Below are 18,053 nucleotides of genomic sequence, written 5' to 3'. Positions count from 1 at the left end.
CGGCAGCACACACGGGTCCGTGGCGCGCCGCCAATATCCGACACTCCCGCACACGATACGCAACAGATATAGACGCAGGTAAATCCCTATTTCGCCGTGCGATCCCGGCGCTGAAACCGCAGTTGGACGGTGGCCGGCGGGGGCGCTGGTTCAATATGGCTATGGACCTCATCCGCCACCTCGGCTATTTCGTCGCCATCGCGGACGAGGGTCATTTCGGGCGGGCGGCCACGGTTCTCGATATGACCCAGCCGCCGCTGTCCCAAGGGTTACGACGACTGGAGAGCCGGCTCGGGGTCGAGCTCGTGCACCGCACGCGGCAGGGCGCGGTACTCACGGCAGCCGGACGCCAGCTCCTGCCACGGGCCCGGCTGCTGGTCGACGACGCGGCCCGGCTGCTGGCCGAGGCGCACCGGATCGCCCGCACTCGCGGCACCGTGCACTGGGGCGCCACCACCGCGCTCTCCGACCGGATCCTCACCGCCTGCGTCACCGCGCTACGGACCGAGAAGAACAGTGGTGACGCGGTATCCACCACGGTGGCCGCCACGGTCGACCTGGTGTCGGCGGTGCGGTCGGGGTTGTGCGATGTGGCGGTGATCGAACATCCGGCACTGGTCGACGGTGTGGAGGCCAGACCGGTGGTGAAACTGCCGCGCTGGATCGTGGTGCCCGCCGAACATCGCAGCGCCGCCACCGAACGTCCGGCGTTCCCGATGCTCGCCGATCTCACCTATGCGGCGTATCCGCGCGCCGCCAATCCCCCGGCCTCAGATACGGTCCGGGACCTCCTGCGCGAGCGAGGACTCGACGCTGCGACAGTCACCGTGCACGACGACCGTTCGATACTCGCGGCCGTGGCCGCCGGGACCAGTTTCGGTCTCACCACCACCCCACCGTCCGATATCCCGGGCGTCGTCTGGTTGCGGATGGCACCACAGGCGGTGGCGTTGCGCTGCCGGGTGATCCACCGGGCGGGTGCCGAAGAACAGGCCGATGCCTTGGACAGTGTGCTGTACCGGGAACGAGTACGGTGACCGTCGCCGAACGGATCCATGCGGTATTCGCCGACGCGGGCTGCACCGGCCGGTTGCACGCCAGGCGGTGTGACGGTGGCCCCGCGGAGGTCTCGATCGGCGGCACCGAGCGGGTGGTGACCGCCTCGGTGTACAAACTTCCGTTACTGCTCGCGTACTGCCGGGCGGTGGACGCCGGCCGGATCGATCCACTGGAGCGGCTCACCCTCACGCCCGCCGAATGCACCCCCGGACCCACCGGGATCTCCGCCCTGCACGATCCGGTGACCCTGAGCCGCCGGGATCTGGCGACCTCGATGATGACGGTGTCCGACAATGCCGCGGCAGATCTGCTGCTGGGCGAGATCGGTCTCCCCCGGGTGCACGACCTGCTGGATTCCCTCGGACTCACCCGGACCCGGCTGGTCGGTGGTACGGCCGATATCCAGCGCAGCCTGATCTCCGATACCGATACCCACAGCACGGTGGAGGCATTCGCCGCGCTGGCCGACAACGACGAGGCTTGGACGGTCTCGGCCTACGATCCCGCCTACACGAGCGCGACCACACCGGAGGAGATGACCCGATTGCTCTCGGCGCTGTGGCGCGGCGAGGTGGTATCGCCGCAGCAAACGGATTTCGCGCGCGCAGTGATGCGCCGACAGGTCTGGCCGCACCGGATCGCGGCGGGCTTCCCGCATCGCGCGGTATCGGTGGCGGGCAAAACGGGAACCATCGGCATCATCCGCAACGAGGTCGCGGTGGTCGAATTCCCGGGTGAATACTCGGTCGCAGTGGCGGTGTTCACCCGCGCCGCCCGCGCGGATCCCGCTCTCCCGGCGGTCGATGCCGCCATCGCCGAAGCCGCGCGGATAGCGGTCACCGAACTACGCCGCGCCCTACCCGGCGAATGAATCCCGGATAGCGCCGAACTCAGAAGGCCAGTGCCGACCAGGGGATATCAATCGAAAATGGAAAGCCGATCGATATCCGCTCGGAATCTCGCGGCGACCATTTACCGGCCAGCAGATAGTTGGCAGGGTAGAGCGGGTGCACTCCCTCCGGTAGCCGGCCGTGAGTGGTCTCCAGCGCGAATGCCCTGACCGTCTCGATGGCACTTTTCTCCGGAGCCAGGGTCACTTCCCAATACCAGGGAATTCCGGCCTGTGCATAGCGAGACTTCTTCTCATCCATATCGTTGCGGGTATTCGACGGCGAGAGCACCGCTCCGGCGAGAAGGACATCATCGGCACGGAAATCCTGATAAGGCTCTGCAAGGCACCGGGCAACCAAGAAATCCGGGGTGACGAAATCGGACTTGCCGCTGCGGCCGAAAAAGACATTCGTTTCGGTATGCACCCGCCAGCACAGCTCGGGGCCTCGCCCCATCTCGTGCCGGGCGCATCGGCGTAGCTCGCTCCACAGCAGATTGGTGAACTCCTGATGCTCGGCCGGTCCCCGACGGACCCATACCACGCGACCGTCCCAGAGTTCGATCTGCGCGGCGATCTCCACCGGTAGCTGCTCGAGCTCCTCCCACGTCATGTATTCGGGGAGGTCGCAATATCCGATGGATGGGCGCGGCATTCCCACATCGTAGCCGCCGACGCTATCGCGACCCACGACGTGAACGGAATCATTCGCGTGTGACCAGCAGGTTCACGCGATAATCGGGCAGGGCGATTTCGCTGGTGGATCCCGGCGGCGCTAACGACCGCAGCGCGATCCGGTAGCCGCCGGTCAGCACATCGGCCGGGTACTGCGGGTTCGAATGGAGTTCGTGGGCCGACTGTGTGCCGTCCACCGTTACCTCGGTGAGCACCGTCGCATCGCCCTCCCAGACACAGTTCACCTCGGCGGGGCATCTGCTGTCCTCGGGGACATCGCGAAACAGCAGCGTCACCCGGCCCGCGTCCAGGACGGCGGTATCACCGCCTGCCAGGGTGAATTCGGTGCCCAGTTCCGGGGGTGGCGCCGGCTCGGCCGATACGCAGCCCCGCCATGGCCCCGACGATCCCCAGGGCGATTGCCCACCGACCCGCACGCGCGGCATTCATAACAACCGATCCTCGCACAGGGGTATCGGCCGACGAGCCGATTCGGTGCGCTCGGTCTGTATCCGGACCGATGCTGCCGGGCCGGCACCACGACATTGCGAGGAAAGCATTCCATCCCGCGACGCGCGGGTTACCCGGCCGCCCGTTTCGGGACAGCCGGGCACCGGCGAGCGTCCACCCGCGCTGTCCCGGCCTACTTGAGCATCGAACCGCAGTCGACCGGAAGCGTGACGCCGGTGAGGTAGCGGGCCTCTTCGGAGGCCAGGTACAGCACGGCGTTACTGATATCGATCGGATCCACCCACGGCACCGGCAGCGTGTGGAACATCTGGCAGATCGGCGCCATATCGTCGGCGGTCGGGTTCTCCAGATCGGGGCGGAACATCTGGAACGTCTTCTCGTTCATGATCATGGCGGTACTCACGTGGGTGGGGTGCACCGAGTTCACCCGGATCATGTGCTGACCGAGTTCCACCGCGAAGGCCCGCATCAGGCCGACGACACCGTGTTTGGCGGAGACGTAGTGGCCGGTCTGTGGGTAGGCCTTCAGCCCGCCGACCGAGCTGGTGAGCACGATGGAACCACCGCGTCCCCCCTCCAAGATATGCGGGACACCGGCTTTCACCGATTTCCAGACACCGCTGAGGTTGATGTCGATCGTTTCCTGCCAGACGTTCTCGTCGGTCTCGGCCAGGGTGTCGCCCCCGCTGGCGATACCGGCGTTCGCGACGATGATGTCGAGGCGCCCGAGCTTCCCGACGCCTTCGGCGAGAGATTCCCGCAGACCGTCGGCGTCGCGAACGTCCACCTCGGCGGTGACGATTCTGCGGCCGGTGGCCTTGACAAGTTCTTCGGTTTCGGCGAGATCGGCCGGTGTCGCCGGGGGGATCTCGGCGGTGTCGATCGGTTTGCAGATATCGATGGCGATGATATCGGCGCCTTCTTCGGCCAGCCGTACCGCATGGCTGCGGCCCTGGCCGCGGGCCGCGCCGGTGATGAACGCGACCTTTCCTTCGACCCGTCCGGTCATGACTTCCTCTTTTCTCGTTGCGGCAGCCCGCCTGCCGGTTCCGGTTGCTGCGTAGGTCTTTTCAGGATTGCGGCGTGTAGGTGATGTGCAGTTCGGTCAGGCCGCGCAGGATGAAGGTCGGCTCGAACTGGAAGACCGGATCGTCGACGGAGCCGTGTTTTTCCGGATCCGCCCGGATATCGAGCATCCGATCCAGGATCCGTTCCAGCGATACCCGGCCCTCCACCCGCGCCAGCGGGCTACCCGGGCAGGTGTGCACACCGCGACCGAAAGCCATGTGCTCACGGAAGTTCGGGCGGGCGAGATCGAATTCGTGCGGGTTCTCGAAGCGCCGCGGGTCACGGTTGGCGGCGCCGGGGCACACCATCACCAGGTCCCCGGCGGACAGCGGCACCTCGCCGACCTCCACGGCCTTCTTCGCGAGCCGGAAACCGCTCTTCACCGGTGCCTGCATCCGCAGGGTTTCCTCGATGAAGACGGGAATCCTGCTCCGGTCCGCGCGCAGCACATCCTGCAGGTCGGGGCGGGTGATCAGGAACTGCATGGCGCTACCGAGCAGTTTGGCGGTGGTTTCCTGACCCGCGGCGAAAAGGAAGGTTGCGGTGCGGACGACCTCGGTGACCTCGGGCGTCGACCCGTCCGGGTACTTCGCGCCGGCCAGCGAGGTCAGGACATCGTCGCACGGGTTACGCCGCCGGTCGGAGATCAGCTCGCTGAACAGGTTGTCCAGCCATTCCAGCGGGTTGACGGGCACGATCTCCTTGTCGATGGAGCCCACGGTCGGCCCGCCGGCCAGGTTGATACGCAGTTCTTCGTGGTACGCCTCGGGCACACCCAGCAGGTCCGCGATCACCAGGAGGGTGAAGACCTTGGCGTAGGCGCCGAGGAATTCGCATTTCCCGTCGTCGATGAATTCGTCGAGCTGTTTATCGGCCAGCTTCCACATGAACTCCTCGTTCTCCTTCAACCGGGAGGGGACGAGCAGTTTGTTCAGCAGCGACCGGGCGCCGGTGTGCTCCGGCGGGTCCATGGTGACCATATGTTCGAACATCGGCAGTTCGGTGCGATGGGCGGCGATCTGCGCGGTGATGTCTTCGCCCTCGGGGGTGAACGGTAGCGGCGGGAACGGGCCGCCCACAGCGATGCATGAGGAGAAGGACTCCGAGTCGCGCAGTACATCGTTGGCTTCCTGGTAACCGGTGACGGCGTACACGCCGTAGTTGGGTTCGCGGGTCACCGGGCATTTGGCGCGCAGATGGTCGTAGTAGGGGTGCGGGTCGGGCACCAGCGCAGGGTCGGTGAAGTAGTCGACCGTATCGAAATCGGTCACGGGAACCTCCTGATATCAGCAGAGTCTTGTTGCCAACCGTGGATCGCCGGTTGATACGGCTCGCGTGTTCTGCGGCCCGCTCGGGCTGTTGCCGCCGAAACCGCCGCCCTCGACGCGTGGTGGCCCCATGCGCCGGAATGCATCTCACCCGACGGCGCCGCTGCCCGGAGCCGATCCGGATCGCCCCTTGCTGAGCAGCCGCTCAGATGTGATGCTGAGCACATGCTTAGCATGCGCGGCACGCGGCCGTCAACAGTCGCTGCCCGCGAGATACCATCCCCGGTGATCACGAGACCACCTCGGCCGCGCGGAAATCCAGGAGGAGACACGACCATGCCAGCACCCCGCCGGCTCGGCGCACCCGAGGCCAAGAATCGCACCGTCCTGATGGACGCCGCCGAACAGCTGATGCTCGAACAGGGGTGGGCCACCGTGACCTCCCGGCGCATCGCCGAACACGCCGGCCTCAAACCGCAACTGGTGCACTACTACTTCCGCTCGATGGACGAATTGTTCCTCGCGCTCTTCCGGCGCCGCGCCGACCAGGGACTCGAAACCCTGGCACAGGTCCTGAAATCCGAGCGTCCACTGCACGCGCTGTGGGCATTCAGCACGGATGCCACCGCAGCGCGGTTCACCATGGAGTTCGTCGGCCTGGCCAACCAGAAACCGGCCATCCGCGCCGAGGTGGTGCGCTACTCCGAACAGTTCCGTGCCGCCCAGACCGAGGCTCTGGGCCGAATGCTCGAGGGCTACGGGGTCGATACGAGCCGCTTCCCCGCCGATGTGCTGTCCGTGCTGATGACCAGCGCCGCCCGGATGGTGGTGCTCGAGCAGGCACTCGGGATGACCGCCGGGCACGCCGAAACCTTCGCGTTCGCCGAACGCGAGATCGACCTGCTCGAACCCGAACAGTAGGTGTAGCGAATTCATTTCCCGCGCTTCAGCACCCGGTCCGCCGCGGCCCAATGAGCGTCGGCGGCCCAAAGTCCGGCGAAGGCGTCCACCGCCTCCTGTGGAGTAGCACCGTCGATCACCCGTTTGATCGCTCCGGCCGACGGGTTTGCCAGGGCCAGGGCCAGCGAACGCCAGCCCGCGTCGAACTCCGCGCGCGGCAGGACCCGGTCCACCAGACCCAGCCGTTCGGCATCGGGCGCGGTGAGGATCTCGCCCGAACCGGCCAGCAGCAGCGCCCGGCTGCGGCCGACCAGTCGCGCCAGCCGCTCGGCCCCGCCCCAGGCGGGCATGATCGCCAACGCGACCTGATTGAACCCGATCTTGATATCGGCCGCCGCGATCCGGATATCGGCGGCGACGGCCACCTCGGCTCCGCCACCGAGGGCGTGCCCGTTGAGGGCGGCGATCACGGGCCCGGGGAATCCGGCGAGCTTGTCGCATACCTGCCGCATCCGGTTCGCCATTGCCGCCGCCTGTTCATGAGTGCGCAGCGCGGCGAGTTCCTTGAGGTCACCGCCGGAGACGAAGGCCTTGTCGCCGGCGCCGGTGATCACCAGGGCCCGCGCGCCGGCGGCTCCGTCGACCGCCTTGTCGAGCTCGTCCATCGTGTCCAGGGCGATGGCGTTGCGAGCGTGCGGGCGGTTGATGGTGACGACGGCCAGTCCGTCCGCCAGTTCGAGCTCGATCACGACTTGTTCTCCTCGACGGAAATATGATTCTCTTACATAGAGAACCATATACTTTTCCGCTGGTTTCCGGCGCTCGGATCGGGAGTTCGATATATGCCGCATTCATGGCGCACGAGCGAAGACCCCGCTCGGGCACGCTCCGCTACCGGGCTCGACCTGTTCACCCGCCATGTTCCCGCCGACCTGGCCCGGAGCTATCGCGAAGCGGGCTGGTGGACCGACGAAACACTCGGCGAACTCCTCGCCCGCGGTCTCGCGGCGGCCCCCGGCGCAACCTTCGCGGTGCACTCACAGACCCGCCCGTACACGGGCACTTTCGGCGACGTGGAACGGACCGCCCGGCGGCTGGCGGCCGGATTGCACCGGCGCGGTGTGAGCCCCGGCGATATCGTCGCCTTCCAGCTACCGAACTGGATGGAGGCTGCCGCCACCTACTGGGCCTGCGCGCTGCTGGGCACCACGGTGGTGCCCATCGCGCATTTCTACGGCCGCAAGGAGCTCGGCTACATCCTCGGCACGGTCGCACCGAAAGCATTCATCACCTGCGACCGCTTCGGCCGCAACGAATTCGACCCGCAACTGTGCGCCGATGTACCGGTGGTGGGGGTGGTCGGCCGGGATTTCGAGGATCTACTCGACCCCGAACCGCTGACGGGCGTGCTCACCACCGATCCGGACAGCCCGGCCTGCATCGCCTTCACCTCCGGCACCACCCGGGCACCCAAGGGGGTCGTACACAGCCACAACACCCTGGGCTACGAAGTGCGGCAGCTGGCCGGGATGTACCCGCCGGATCGGGGCGATCAGCTCACCTCGGCCCCGGTCGGGCATTTCATCGGTATGCTCAACGCCCTGCTCATCCCGGTACTCGACGGCGCGCCGATCCATCTGCTCGACCTCTGGGATCCGGGCCGGGTGCTCGAACTCATGGCCACCGAGAACATCTGCGTGGGCGGCGGGGTCAGCTATTTCATCACCAGCCTGCTCGATCATCCCGATTACGAATCCGCGCATCTGGCGCAGCTGCGCTACGCGGGACTCGGCGGCGCGGCGGTCCCGGCCGCGGTCAGTACCCGGCTCGAAAACCTCGGGATCCGGGTCTTCCGTTCGTACGGGAGCACCGAACATCCGTCGATCACCGGGTCATCGGCCACCGAACCCGCGGACAAACGCCTGTTCACCGATGGTCACGCACTACCCGGTGCAGAGTTCCGGATCGCCGCGGACGGCGAGATCGTCAGCCGCGGGCCGGATCTCTGCCTGGGCTATACCGACCCCGACCTCACCGCCCGCGCGTTCGACGCCGACGGCTGGTACCACACCGGCGATATCGGCACCGCCGACGAGGACGGCTACCTGACCATCACCGACCGCAAATCCGACATCATCATCCGGGGCGGGGAGAACGTGAGCGCCCTGGAGGTCGAAGAGGTGCTGCTCACGCTGGCCGGCGTGGCAGAGGGGGTCGCGGTGGCCGTCCCTGATCGACGCCTGGGGGAACGGACCGCCGCGGTGGTGCGCTGCCTGCCGGGCCACCCCGAACCCGATATCGGGGCCCTGCGCGCACATTTCGCGCAGGCGGGGCTGGCCAAGCAGAAATGGCCCGAGGAGCTCCACATCGTCACCGACTTCCCGCGGACTCCCAGCGGAAAGGTCCAGAAATTCGTTATCCGGCGCGAGCTGGCCGCGGCGCACGAGCAGGCCACTGCGGCCGGTAACGAGGCCATTGCGACCGAACCTTTATGAGAATACGATTCTCATAAATAGCCAAGGAGGATTTCATGAGTAAAGTCGAGCTGCCCTACCAGCTCTTCGACGCGGACAATCACCTCTACGAGACCAAGGAGGCGCTCACCCGCCACCTTCCCGAGCAGTACAAGGGGGCCATCCAATACGTCGAGATCAACGGCCGCACCAAAATCGCGGTGCTCGGCCAGATCAGCGAGTACATCCCCAACCCCACCTTCGAGGTCGTCGCCCGCCCGGGGGCAATGGAGGACTACTTCAAACACGGCAATCCCGAGGGGAAGAGCCGCCGCGAGATCTTCGGTAAGTCCATGAAGGCGATCGACGCCTTCCGTGACCCGGAGGCACGGCTGAAGGTCATGGACGATCTCCAGTTGCAGCGCGCGCTCATGTTCCCGACCCTGGCCAGCCTGGTCGAGGAGCGGATGCGCCACCATCCCGAACTGATCCACGCGGTGATCGAATCGCTGAACCGCTGGATGCTCGACGACTGGGGCCAGGACGGCAACTTCGTACACTCCGGCCGGATCTTCACCGTTCCGGTGATCACCTTGCCGATCGTCGAACGGGCGATCGACGAACTGAACTGGGCCGTTGTCGAACACGGCGCCAAGGCCATTCTGGTGCGCCCGGCACCGGTACCCGGCTACAAGGGCATGCGCTCGTTCGCGCTGCCGGAGTTCGATCCGTTCTGGAAGCGCGTCGTCGAGCTCGATGTGCTGGTCACCATGCATTCCTCCGACAGCGGCTATTCACGCTTCGACGCCGAATGGGACGGCAGCGACAAGGAGATGCTGCCGTTCCAGACCAATACTTTCGCGATGACGAATCAGTGGCGGCCCGTCACCGATGCGGTCGCGTCCTGGGTGTGCCACGGCGCGCTGAACCGCTTCCCCGATCTGAAGATCGCTGTCATCGAAAACGGTTCGGCCTGGCTCGAACCGCTGCTGCAGCAGCTGTCCGACGTCTACAAGAAGGCGCCGGAGGGTTTCGGCTTCCAGAATCCGATCGAGGCCATCAAACGGAGCCTCTATGTGAGCCCGTTCTGGGAAGAGGATCTGCAGCGGCTGTCGGAGGTGATGGGCGCCGACCATGTGCTGTTCGGTTCCGACTGGCCACATCCGGAGGGGCTGGCCGAACCGGCCCGCTACATCCACGAGATCAAGGATATGCCGCTGGAGAACCAGGCCAAGATCATGGGCGGCAACCTGGCACGGCTGCTGAAGGTCTGAGCGGGACCACATGAGCTGGGAGACCATCCCGCAGTTGGCCCTGTCCACCGCCGACCGCTTCGGCGACGCCGAAGCGGTCGTGGACGGGGACCTGCGGTTGACCTATACAGAACTCGCGGACTGCATCCGGCGGGCCGCGGGTGCATACGCCGAAGCAGGGATCGGTAAGGGCGACCGGGCCGCCATCTGGGCGCCCAATTCCGCCGAGTGGATCATCGCCGCGCTCGGCCTGCTGACCGCGGGCGGCGTACTGGTGCCGGTGAACACCCGGTTCAAAGCCGGGGAAGCGGCCGATGTGATCCGGCGCAGCGGCGCCAAGGCGTTACTTGTGCAGAAGGGCTTCCTCGGCGGCGACTATCCGGCACCGCCCGGAGTTCCGGTCTTCGACCTGAAATCGGACTTCCTCGGCAGCGGTTCTCCGTTCGAACGCCGGGTGGCGGGCACCGATATCGCCGACATCATCTACACCTCGGGCACCACCGGGCGCCCCAAGGGCGTGATGATGAACCATCTGCAGACGCTGCGTCTCTATGCGGAATGGTGCGATCTGGCCGATCTCCGCGAGGGCGACCGCTACCTGATGGTGAACCCGTTCTTCCACACCTTCGGGTTGAAGGCGGGGATCGTCTCCTCGCTGATCCGCGGCGCCACCATGCTGCCGGTGCCGGTCTTCGATGTCGGCAAGGTGCTCGAGCTGGTGGAGAAGGAAAGGGTCACCATGCTTCCGGGCGCGCCGACCCTTTACCATTCCCTGCTCGAATACGAGGGCACGCGCGATATCTCGTCGCTGCGGGCCGCGGTCACCGGGGCTGCCGACATCCCGGTCGACCTGATCCGCAGGGTCCGCCAGGAGCTGCCTTTCCAGTCCATCATGACCGGCTACGGGCTCACCGAAGCGGGTACGGCGACCGCGTCCCGCCCCGGGGACACCTTCGAGCAGATCGCCACCACTGCGGGCACCGCGTGCGACGGTATCGAACTGCGTATCGCCGACGACGGGGAAGTGCTCATCCGCGGGTACAGCGTGATGCAGGGCTACCTGGACGATCCCGGAGGCACCGCCGCGGCGATCGACGCCGACGGCTGGCTGCACACCGGCGACCTGGGCAGTCTCGACGAAGGCGGTCGGTTGAAAGTGATCGGGCGCAAGAAGGATATGTACATCGTCGGCGGCTTCAACGCCTACCCGGCCGAAATCGAAGGCTTCCTGCTGGAGCATCCGGCGGTCGCCCAGGCCGCGGTGATCGGTGTACCCGACGAGCGAATGGGGCAGGTGGGCAAGGCGTTCGTGGTGGTGCGCGAAGCAGTCCACGAAGCCGGCCTGATCGCCTGGGCCAGGGGGCGAATGGCCGGCTACAAGGTGCCACGGTCGGTGGTGTTCCTCGACGAGCTTCCGCTCAACGCCACCGGAAAGGTGATGAAGGACCAGTTGCGCTGAGCACCGCCGGTCGGCGACCGGCCAGGGGGCACTCCGTCGCGCGGGCACGTCCGCGGAGCCCGCCGCGGCCGCGAGCCGAGCACGTCGACGATCCGCTCCGATCCTCTCGCCCCGGCACCGGCCGCGGTGTATCGTCGACCATAACCGAGAGCGCAATTCTCACAACAGGAGACTATTACTCTCCCCGCCTGGGTGCGCCCGGCGTCGACCATGAACAGCGAGGAATCCCGTGAATATCGACGACATGATCCTGGTGAGCATCGACGACCACGTGGTCGAACCGCGCAATATGTTCGACAACCATGTGCCGAAGAAGTACGCCGAGTACGTACCCGAGGTCGTCGTGGACGACCAGGGCATCGACCGCTGGATCTACCGGGACCGGCCGACCGGTGTCACCGGCCTCAACGCGGTCGTCTCCTGGCCGCCCGAAGAGTGGGGATACGACCCCGCCGGGTACGCCGAAATGCGGCCCGCGGTCTACGACATCCACGATCGGGTACGCGATATGGACGCCAACGGCGTCCTCGGCTCCATGTGCTTCCCGACCTTCACCGGCTTCAGCGCCGGGCATCTGAGCCGCGGCGGGATGGACGAGATCACCGTAGCGATGATCTCCGCCTACAACGACTGGCATATCGAGGAATGGGCGGGCGCCTACCCCGGCCGGTTCATCCCGATCGGCATCCTGCCCCTATGGGAACCGCAGCTGGCCGTCGACGAGATCAACCGGCTCGCCGCCAAGGGCTGCCGTTCGGTGACCATGCCGGAACTGCCGCATATCGACGGCCTGCCCAGCTACCACGATATCGACTACTGGGCACCGGTGTTCCAGGCGCTCTGCGATAACGACACCGTCATGAACCTGCACATCGGACAGGGTTTCGGTGTGCTCAAACTGGCTCCGGACGCGCCGATCGACAACCTCATGGTCCTCGCGCCCAGCATCTCGCTGATCGGGGTCCAGGACCTGCTGTGGGGTCCGGCGTTCCGCAGCTACCCGAAGCTGAAGGTCGCCATGTCCGAGGGCGGTGTCGGCTGGATCCCGTTCTTCCTGGACCGTTCCGACCGCCATTACACCAACCAGCGCTGGCTGCGGCGCGATTTCGGCGGCAAGATGCCCAGTGAGGTATTCCGTGAGCATGTCATGGCCTGCTACGTCACCGACCCGACCTCGCTGAAACTCCGCCACGAGATCGGTATCGACAATATCGCCTGGGAATGCGACTATCCGCATTCGGATTCGCTGTGGCCGGGCGCCCCGGAATTCGTGCTGAGCGAACTCGAGGGGGTCGGTGCCGACGATTCCGATATCGACAAGATCACCTGGCAGAACGCCTGCCGCTTCCTGAACTGGGACCCCTTCGCCCATCAGGCCCGCGAGGAGGCCACTGTCGGCGCGTTGCGCGCCAAGGGCGCCGATGTCGACCTGTCCACCACCACCCGCCAGGAATACGCCGACCGCTACGCCGCCAAGTACGCGAGCTCGTCGGGGTAAGACCGACGCGCAGCAACCCGGCGTTCACGCCGGCCACCTCGAGGCACCCCGGGCTCCGGGGGCAGGCGGCATGCGAGCACGGCAGGTGAGCTGCGCATTGGGAACCTGTCGGACCGACTCGATAATCTGCCGGGATGGTCCGACCCGATCCGGCACTGCGCCGTCTGCTGCGGGACACGCAGAAGTTGTTGGAGCCGTACGGTTTCCGCGGCAGCGATCCTCGCTGGATACGTACCGAACCGGGCGGTGTCGCTGCCGTCGGGCGCACCCGGGCGTCCCGCGCGTGGAGCGACGGGCACCAAGTGCTCCGATTCGACCTGCACCTGACCGCCACACCGGCCGCGTGGTGGGAGTTCGGGAACTGGCGTAATGCCCGGGTGGGCCTACCCGCGATACCCCCCGAGGAGGCCACCGGCCCCGATCTGCTCACCACCGGCAATGGAGCCGGCGCGCCGCCGGGGCCGTGGAGCCTGCGATCCGGCCCCGACGGGCACGTCCTGCAATCGGATATCGACACCGTCCGGACCGAACTTCCCCGCCGGATCCACGCCTGCGCGCGCCGCGCACTGCAACTGGTCGAGCCGGACCGCTACCTCGATGAACTGCTCGCGCAAGCGGATCCGCACATCGGCACCTGGGAGACGATCGTCGTCCTGCTCGCCGACCGCGGGCCGGGCCCGGAACTCGACGACGCCGTACGACATCTCCGGTCATGTTTCGCCGGGCGCGAGCTGCCGGCATACACCGAGGACGTCATCGCCTTCGCACAGAACAGAAGCGCCCTGGTCTAGCCGGTCCGGGCGGGGCGACGGCGGGATCGGCGATTGCCCGCCCGGCAGAGGCCCCTCCGCGACCAACACTTCCGTACGGCGTAAGAACCCGTTACGGTGAGGGGGCATCAGGGCGAGGAGGAGTCGGAATGTCTGTCGGCGCGACGGTGAACAAGCATATCCAGGAGCTCGGCGGCGGGTTCATGTTCTCCCGGGAGGCACGCACGTACGCGGCCGAAACCGGTATCGAAGAATTCTTCGGCCCCTACACTCGCGGCCGCGGCGGTGTCCTCGGCGAAGTGGATGCCGATGTGGTCACCGCGGCGTTCGGATTCTTCCCCGGACATTCGATCCGCACCGCGTGGGAATCGGTGTCTATGCCGGCCGAGAAAGCTGCGCAGCGCTACGCACAGGTCTGCCAGGAATTCGGCCGGCGCAAACTCGGCGCATTCGAGGAAGCTGCGCGGCTCGCAACGCTCATGGAAACCGTTGCCGCGGCAGCCGACCCCGCCGGAGCTCCGCTGTTCGCGGGCTGGCGGGCGATGCCCCTGCCTGCCGATCCGGCCGCGCGAGTCATGCAACTCGCGCACGTCCTGCGCGAACTCCGCGGCGGTCTGCACCTGATGGCCGTGCGCGCAGCCGGTATCACCCCGCTGCAAGCCGTCCTGGTCTCCGGTTCGCCACTCAACGACGGCCCCGGGCAGGCCCGCTGGTACGGCTGGCCCGAGCCCTTCGAAGAGACCACCGACGATATCCGCGACCGCTGGCAAGAGGCCGAATCGATCACCGATTCGCTGATCGCCCCGGCGTTCGCGGTCCTCGGCGATACCGATGCCGCCGATCTCGTCCGGCTCACCGCTGCCGCCCACGCCGCAACCTTCGCCCGCTGAAGGCACCGGGGGGACACGCTACGGATCTCCCATGGCGGCACCCGCCGGGCCATGGGAAGTGGCCGGCATGAATTCGCAGTAGGCCACACCGCGCGCGGCCGGGGACGAGGAAGTCGGAGGCCGCGGGTCCGCGGGCCGCTCGAGCACCGACTACCGGCCGAGGGGCCTATCGGAGTTCCGGCGCCGCCGCCGAGGGCAGGTGCGGCGCCCCTCCTCGGTAGGCCGCACCGTCGTGGATATGCAGGATCGCGTCGGCCTCGTCCACCGTCTCGCGGTCGAGCGGAAAGTAGCCGTGGGCCGGCGTGTGGTCGATTCGCGTGGTGGCCACGGGGATTCCCGCGGGCGCTACGAACTCCCGGATGGCAACCCGCCCTTGCAGAAAACCCTCGTAGGTACCGGGTTCGGGTTCCGGCATGCCGATGGTGTCGTCGCGGCCCAGACTGCCGATGACGACAGGGTACCGGGGACCCAGCAGCGACCCGACGATCGCGCCGGCGCTGGACCACTCCAGGTCCATATCGCCCATGCGCATCCGACTCGTATTGCGTTGCAGGTGCAGGTTGTGCGCACACACCAGGGTCGCACCCCGCCCGGTCTCGATACGCCGGATATCGAGAAGATTCCGGGCCATGAGTGCGTCCCGGGTGGCGCACATCCGGGTCCACCGGGCTTCCTGTCCGATGGGTTGCGCTGCCTGCCTGTGGTACCGCAGCAACCCGAGTCCGGCCGTCAGCTGGGTTTCGGCCCGAACCCATTCGGTATGTGAGGTTTTCGCCACCAGCTCGGGCGCACGGGTATAGAGCTCGGTGAGCATATCGTCGGCAAGCACCCGGAGAACGCCGGCTTCGCTTGTGGCGCCCGCTGATTCGGCCGGATCCATGACCGCCTCCGTGCGATGCCAGCGTTCGTCCGGGCCCGCCGCGGCGGCGAGGTCGTAATCGAGGCCCAGATAGTCGCGGGCATATTCGAGATACCGGCGCGGACTCGGCGCATTCATGGTCTCCATCGACCCGTCGAAGCCGTGGAAAGCCACCCGCTCCTCGACGGGCCGATTCTCGTTGTATTCCCGAATCCAGGCGACGAGCTGCCGGTTGGCCGCCGATTCGCCGAATCCGTGCGAGAAACCGGCCCGCATGGCCTCGTCCAGCGTGCCCACACCCTGCCGCACGTAATCGTCGACGACGAGCGCGGCCACGCGATCGCTTTCGAGTGCTACGGACCGGAAGCCGCGGCCGGCCAACTCGGCGAAAAGCTCGTTGCGCGTCCAGGCGAAGGCCGGTTCCAGGTGAGTCGGTTCACCGAATCCCAGCAGGTCGAGGGAGCCGATATCGAAGATTTCCGTATCGAAGTTCATTTCTTCGATCGTATCCTTGAAAGATCGGTTGAGACTTCTTCACCAATTACCCGAGGCCAGTGGAATATAGTCTCAAACAGTGAGCACACTGCGCCCGGCCGACCTCGCCCGCGAACACGGACTCTCCACACAGGCCGTCCGGAACTACGAACGCGACGGGTTCCTTCCCGCCGCGGAACGCACCTCCAGCGGCTACCGCATCTACACCGAAGCACACGCCGCGGCCCTGCGCGCCTACCTGGCCCTGGTCACCGCATACGGTCACGCCCTCGCCGGCCGGATCATGACCGGACTACACGACAACGACCTCGACACCGCCCTGGAACTCATCGATCGCGGACACCACCAACTGCTGCGCGACCGCGAAACCCTCGACGCGGTGCGAAAGGCGATCAGTCATCTGACCACCGCTACCGGCGCAGCCACAGACGACACCACCGGTGCCACCGCCCGCACCGTCGGCGAACTCGCCCATCACCTCCGCGTCACCCCCGCGACCCTGCGCACCTGGGAAACCGCCGGCATTCTCACCCCGGTCCGCGACCCGGCGACCGGATACCGGATCTTCCACGCACCCGATATCCGCGACGCCGAACTCGCCCACCTCCTGCGCCGGGGTGGCTACGGGCTGGCCCGTATCGCCGCCGTGGTGGAGCAGATCCGCGCGGCCGGTGGCACAGCTGCCCTCGCCGACGCGCTCGACGGCTGGCAGCACAAGCTCACCGCGCGCGGAGTCGCGATGCTTGTGGCGGCCGGTCTGCTCGGGCGCTATCTGCACGATACCGAGCGGATATGACCCGCTTCAGCTCTCGAGGACCACGGGCAGCCCGCGCAACCCGTGCAGCGCCCGCGAATGCAGGGGTTGCACCTTTCCCGCGAGCCGTGCGTCCGGAAACCTCTCGAAGAATCGCTGGACGGCGACGGCTGCTTCCGCACGAGCCGGCGCGGCGCCGATACAGAAGTGGATTCCGGCACCGAAGGTGAGGTGGCGGTGCGGTTCCCGGCGCCGAGGATCGAATACGTGCGGGTCGGTGAAGATTTCGGGATCGCGATTCGCGGCGGCGAGGAGCAGCACGATCGGTGTTCCGGCGGTAATGGCTCGATCGGCGAGCCGGGTATCGGTTTTGGCAACCCGGACGACGTACTGGACGGGTGTGTCGTAACGCAGGGATTCCTCTATCACCGCCGTGTAATCACCATCGGCCGGATGGAGCCCCGGCTGCCGCAGCAGCATGTGCAGGGCGTTTCCGAGCAGATGTGTGGTGGTACCGAAACCACCGACCAGCAGCATGCTGCAGGTCGCGATGGCCTCCCGCAGGTTCAGTTGCGCCGGGCATTGCTGCGCCAGACCGGCGATGAGCCCGGCACTCTGCGGTTCGGCCTGTTCCAGGCGATCCTTGAAATACGCCGTCATCTCGGTGACGAGGGCCCGGGAACGCTCCCGTTCCTGCGTCGTTCTGGCCCCGTCCAGCAACGAGGCCAGCACGTTTCCCCACGCGGCGAAACGTGGGGCATCCGCGGGCGGTAGGCCGAGAATATGCGAGATCATCGCCATCGGAACGGCTTCGGCATAGTTCGTGATCAGTTCGGTGACGCCGCCGCGCGGAAGCTCGTTCAGGCAGTGCTCGACACTCTTTTCGATCCGTGGCATGAGATCGGCGAGTGCGCGCCGGTGGAACGTCGGCGCGGCCAGCGACCGCAATTCCGTGTGCCGGGGTGGTTCCAGCTTCAGAAAGGAATCGTCGACCGGATGGACGAGCGTGACGTCGCCGGCGGCATTGCGCCGGCGTGCCGACGCACCGATCGGCGCCGGGCCGAAGTCGCCACTGGTGAGGACCTGGTGACACAGTCCGTGCGTGGCGGTGAACAGCAGGCCGCGGCGACTGGTGGCCAGAGCGCCCCGGGCACGGACCTTCTCGTATTCCCGGTGCCGGTCGGCCCCGGGGCGGGCCCAGAGGATCCGCGCGCCCGGGTCACCACGAAGGACATCGGAGAAGAGCCGTGCCTTTTCCAGAGACATCGGTGCCATGGTCGGCTGCTACCCGG

At 66.7% G+C, this 18,053-nt stretch carries 17 protein-coding genes; 10 read left to right on the top strand and 7 right to left on the bottom strand.

Annotation, left to right across the window (positions count from 1 at the left end; translation table 11 throughout):
• The first annotated feature begins 161 nt into the window (after nucleotides 1–161).
• Entirely contained in the window at nucleotides 162–1,037 is an 876-nt protein-coding gene (locus NS6_RS09725; protein ID WP_068040534.1) for a LysR family transcriptional regulator, read from the top strand.
• Complete coding sequence (locus NS6_RS09720) at nucleotides 1,034–1,930, top strand: serine hydrolase (protein WP_068039801.1); 897 nt, start codon at nucleotides 1,034–1,036, stop codon at nucleotides 1,928–1,930. Before NS6_RS09725 ends, NS6_RS09720 begins: the two co-directional genes overlap by 4 nt.
• A gap of 19 nt (nucleotides 1,931–1,949) precedes the next feature.
• Here the strand turns inward: NS6_RS09720 and NS6_RS09715 are convergent, their stop codons facing one another.
• The 4 genes from NS6_RS09715 to NS6_RS09700 all read right to left on the bottom strand — a co-directional run bounded on the left by NS6_RS09715 (nucleotide 1,950) and on the right by NS6_RS09700 (nucleotide 5,433).
• A complete protein-coding gene (locus NS6_RS09715) occupies nucleotides 1,950–2,603 on the bottom strand; it encodes a Uma2 family endonuclease (RefSeq protein WP_068040533.1) in 654 nt (217 codons plus the stop codon).
• Nucleotides 2,604–2,652: 49 nt separating this feature from the next.
• Nucleotides 2,653–3,069 (bottom strand): hypothetical protein, encoded by a 417-nt coding sequence (locus NS6_RS09710; protein ID WP_245669231.1) that lies wholly within the window; start codon nucleotides 3,067–3,069, stop codon nucleotides 2,653–2,655.
• A 197-nt stretch (nucleotides 3,070–3,266) separates the two neighbouring features.
• Nucleotides 3,267–4,103, bottom strand: a complete 837-nt coding sequence (locus NS6_RS09705) for a mycofactocin-coupled SDR family oxidoreductase (RefSeq protein ID WP_068039799.1) — start codon at nucleotides 4,101–4,103, stop codon at nucleotides 3,267–3,269.
• Between the two features lie 61 nt (nucleotides 4,104–4,164).
• On the bottom strand, nucleotides 4,165–5,433 hold the full coding sequence (locus NS6_RS09700; RefSeq protein ID WP_068039797.1) for a cytochrome P450: 1,269 nt from the start codon (nucleotides 5,431–5,433) through the stop codon (nucleotides 4,165–4,167).
• 333 nt (nucleotides 5,434–5,766) lie between these two features.
• On the opposite strand from NS6_RS09700, the gene NS6_RS09695 reads away from it, so the two are divergent.
• On the top strand, nucleotides 5,767–6,351 hold the full coding sequence (locus NS6_RS09695) for a TetR/AcrR family transcriptional regulator (RefSeq protein WP_068039796.1): 585 nt from the start codon (nucleotides 5,767–5,769) through the stop codon (nucleotides 6,349–6,351).
• Nucleotides 6,352–6,362: 11 nt separating this feature from the next.
• Here NS6_RS09695 and NS6_RS09690 read toward each other — a convergent pair whose 3' ends face one another.
• A complete protein-coding gene (locus NS6_RS09690) occupies nucleotides 6,363–7,079 on the bottom strand; it encodes an enoyl-CoA hydratase/isomerase family protein (protein ID WP_174552577.1) in 717 nt (238 codons plus the stop codon).
• Nucleotides 7,080–7,172: 93 nt separating this feature from the next.
• On the opposite strand from NS6_RS09690, the gene NS6_RS09685 reads away from it, so the two are divergent.
• The 6 genes from NS6_RS09685 (at nucleotide 7,173) to NS6_RS09660 (ending at nucleotide 14,653) form a co-directional block, all read left to right on the top strand.
• Complete coding sequence (locus NS6_RS09685; protein ID WP_084470899.1) at nucleotides 7,173–8,825, top strand: AMP-binding protein; 1,653 nt, start codon at nucleotides 7,173–7,175, stop codon at nucleotides 8,823–8,825.
• Between the two features lie 35 nt (nucleotides 8,826–8,860).
• Nucleotides 8,861–10,057, top strand: coding sequence for an amidohydrolase family protein (locus NS6_RS09680; RefSeq protein ID WP_068039792.1), 1,197 nt, complete (start codon nucleotides 8,861–8,863; stop codon nucleotides 10,055–10,057).
• A gap of 10 nt (nucleotides 10,058–10,067) precedes the next feature.
• Nucleotides 10,068–11,495, top strand: coding sequence for a FadD3 family acyl-CoA ligase (locus NS6_RS09675; protein ID WP_068039789.1), 1,428 nt, complete (start codon nucleotides 10,068–10,070; stop codon nucleotides 11,493–11,495).
• Nucleotides 11,496–11,724: 229 nt separating this feature from the next.
• Nucleotides 11,725–12,993, top strand: coding sequence for an amidohydrolase family protein (locus NS6_RS09670; RefSeq protein WP_068039788.1), 1,269 nt, complete (start codon nucleotides 11,725–11,727; stop codon nucleotides 12,991–12,993).
• A 134-nt stretch (nucleotides 12,994–13,127) separates the two neighbouring features.
• Nucleotides 13,128–13,784: a hypothetical protein gene (locus NS6_RS09665; RefSeq protein WP_068039786.1), complete on the top strand. Its 657-nt coding sequence runs from the start codon at nucleotides 13,128–13,130 to the stop codon at nucleotides 13,782–13,784.
• A 128-nt stretch (nucleotides 13,785–13,912) separates the two neighbouring features.
• Nucleotides 13,913–14,653 carry an SCO6745 family protein gene (locus tag NS6_RS09660; RefSeq protein ID WP_068039784.1) on the top strand — a complete coding sequence of 247 codons (741 nt, stop codon included), beginning with the start codon at nucleotides 13,913–13,915 and terminating at the stop codon, nucleotides 14,651–14,653.
• 166 nt (nucleotides 14,654–14,819) lie between these two features.
• Here NS6_RS09660 and NS6_RS09655 read toward each other — a convergent pair whose 3' ends face one another.
• Nucleotides 14,820–16,007 (bottom strand): erythromycin esterase family protein, encoded by a 1,188-nt coding sequence (locus NS6_RS09655; protein ID WP_068039782.1) that lies wholly within the window; start codon nucleotides 16,005–16,007, stop codon nucleotides 14,820–14,822.
• A 79-nt stretch (nucleotides 16,008–16,086) separates the two neighbouring features.
• Here NS6_RS09655 and NS6_RS09650 point away from each other — a divergent pair, with 79 nt between their 5' ends.
• Nucleotides 16,087–16,803 carry a MerR family DNA-binding transcriptional regulator gene (locus tag NS6_RS09650; RefSeq protein ID WP_068039780.1) on the top strand — a complete coding sequence of 239 codons (717 nt, stop codon included), beginning with the start codon at nucleotides 16,087–16,089 and terminating at the stop codon, nucleotides 16,801–16,803.
• Nucleotides 16,804–16,809: 6 nt separating this feature from the next.
• Here NS6_RS09650 and NS6_RS09645 read toward each other — a convergent pair whose 3' ends face one another.
• Nucleotides 16,810–18,027: a cytochrome P450 gene (locus tag NS6_RS09645; protein ID WP_168443416.1), complete on the bottom strand. Its 1,218-nt coding sequence runs from the start codon at nucleotides 18,025–18,027 to the stop codon at nucleotides 16,810–16,812.
• Between the last annotated feature and the right edge of the window lie 26 nt (nucleotides 18,028–18,053).

This window comes from Nocardia speluncae NBRC 108251 (genome assembly GCF_001613245.1).
Classification (GTDB): Bacteria; Actinomycetota; Actinomycetes; order Mycobacteriales; family Mycobacteriaceae; genus Nocardia; species Nocardia speluncae.
Note: the sequence above shows the minus strand (reverse complement) of the source record. Positions and strands in the feature narration are given on the sequence as shown.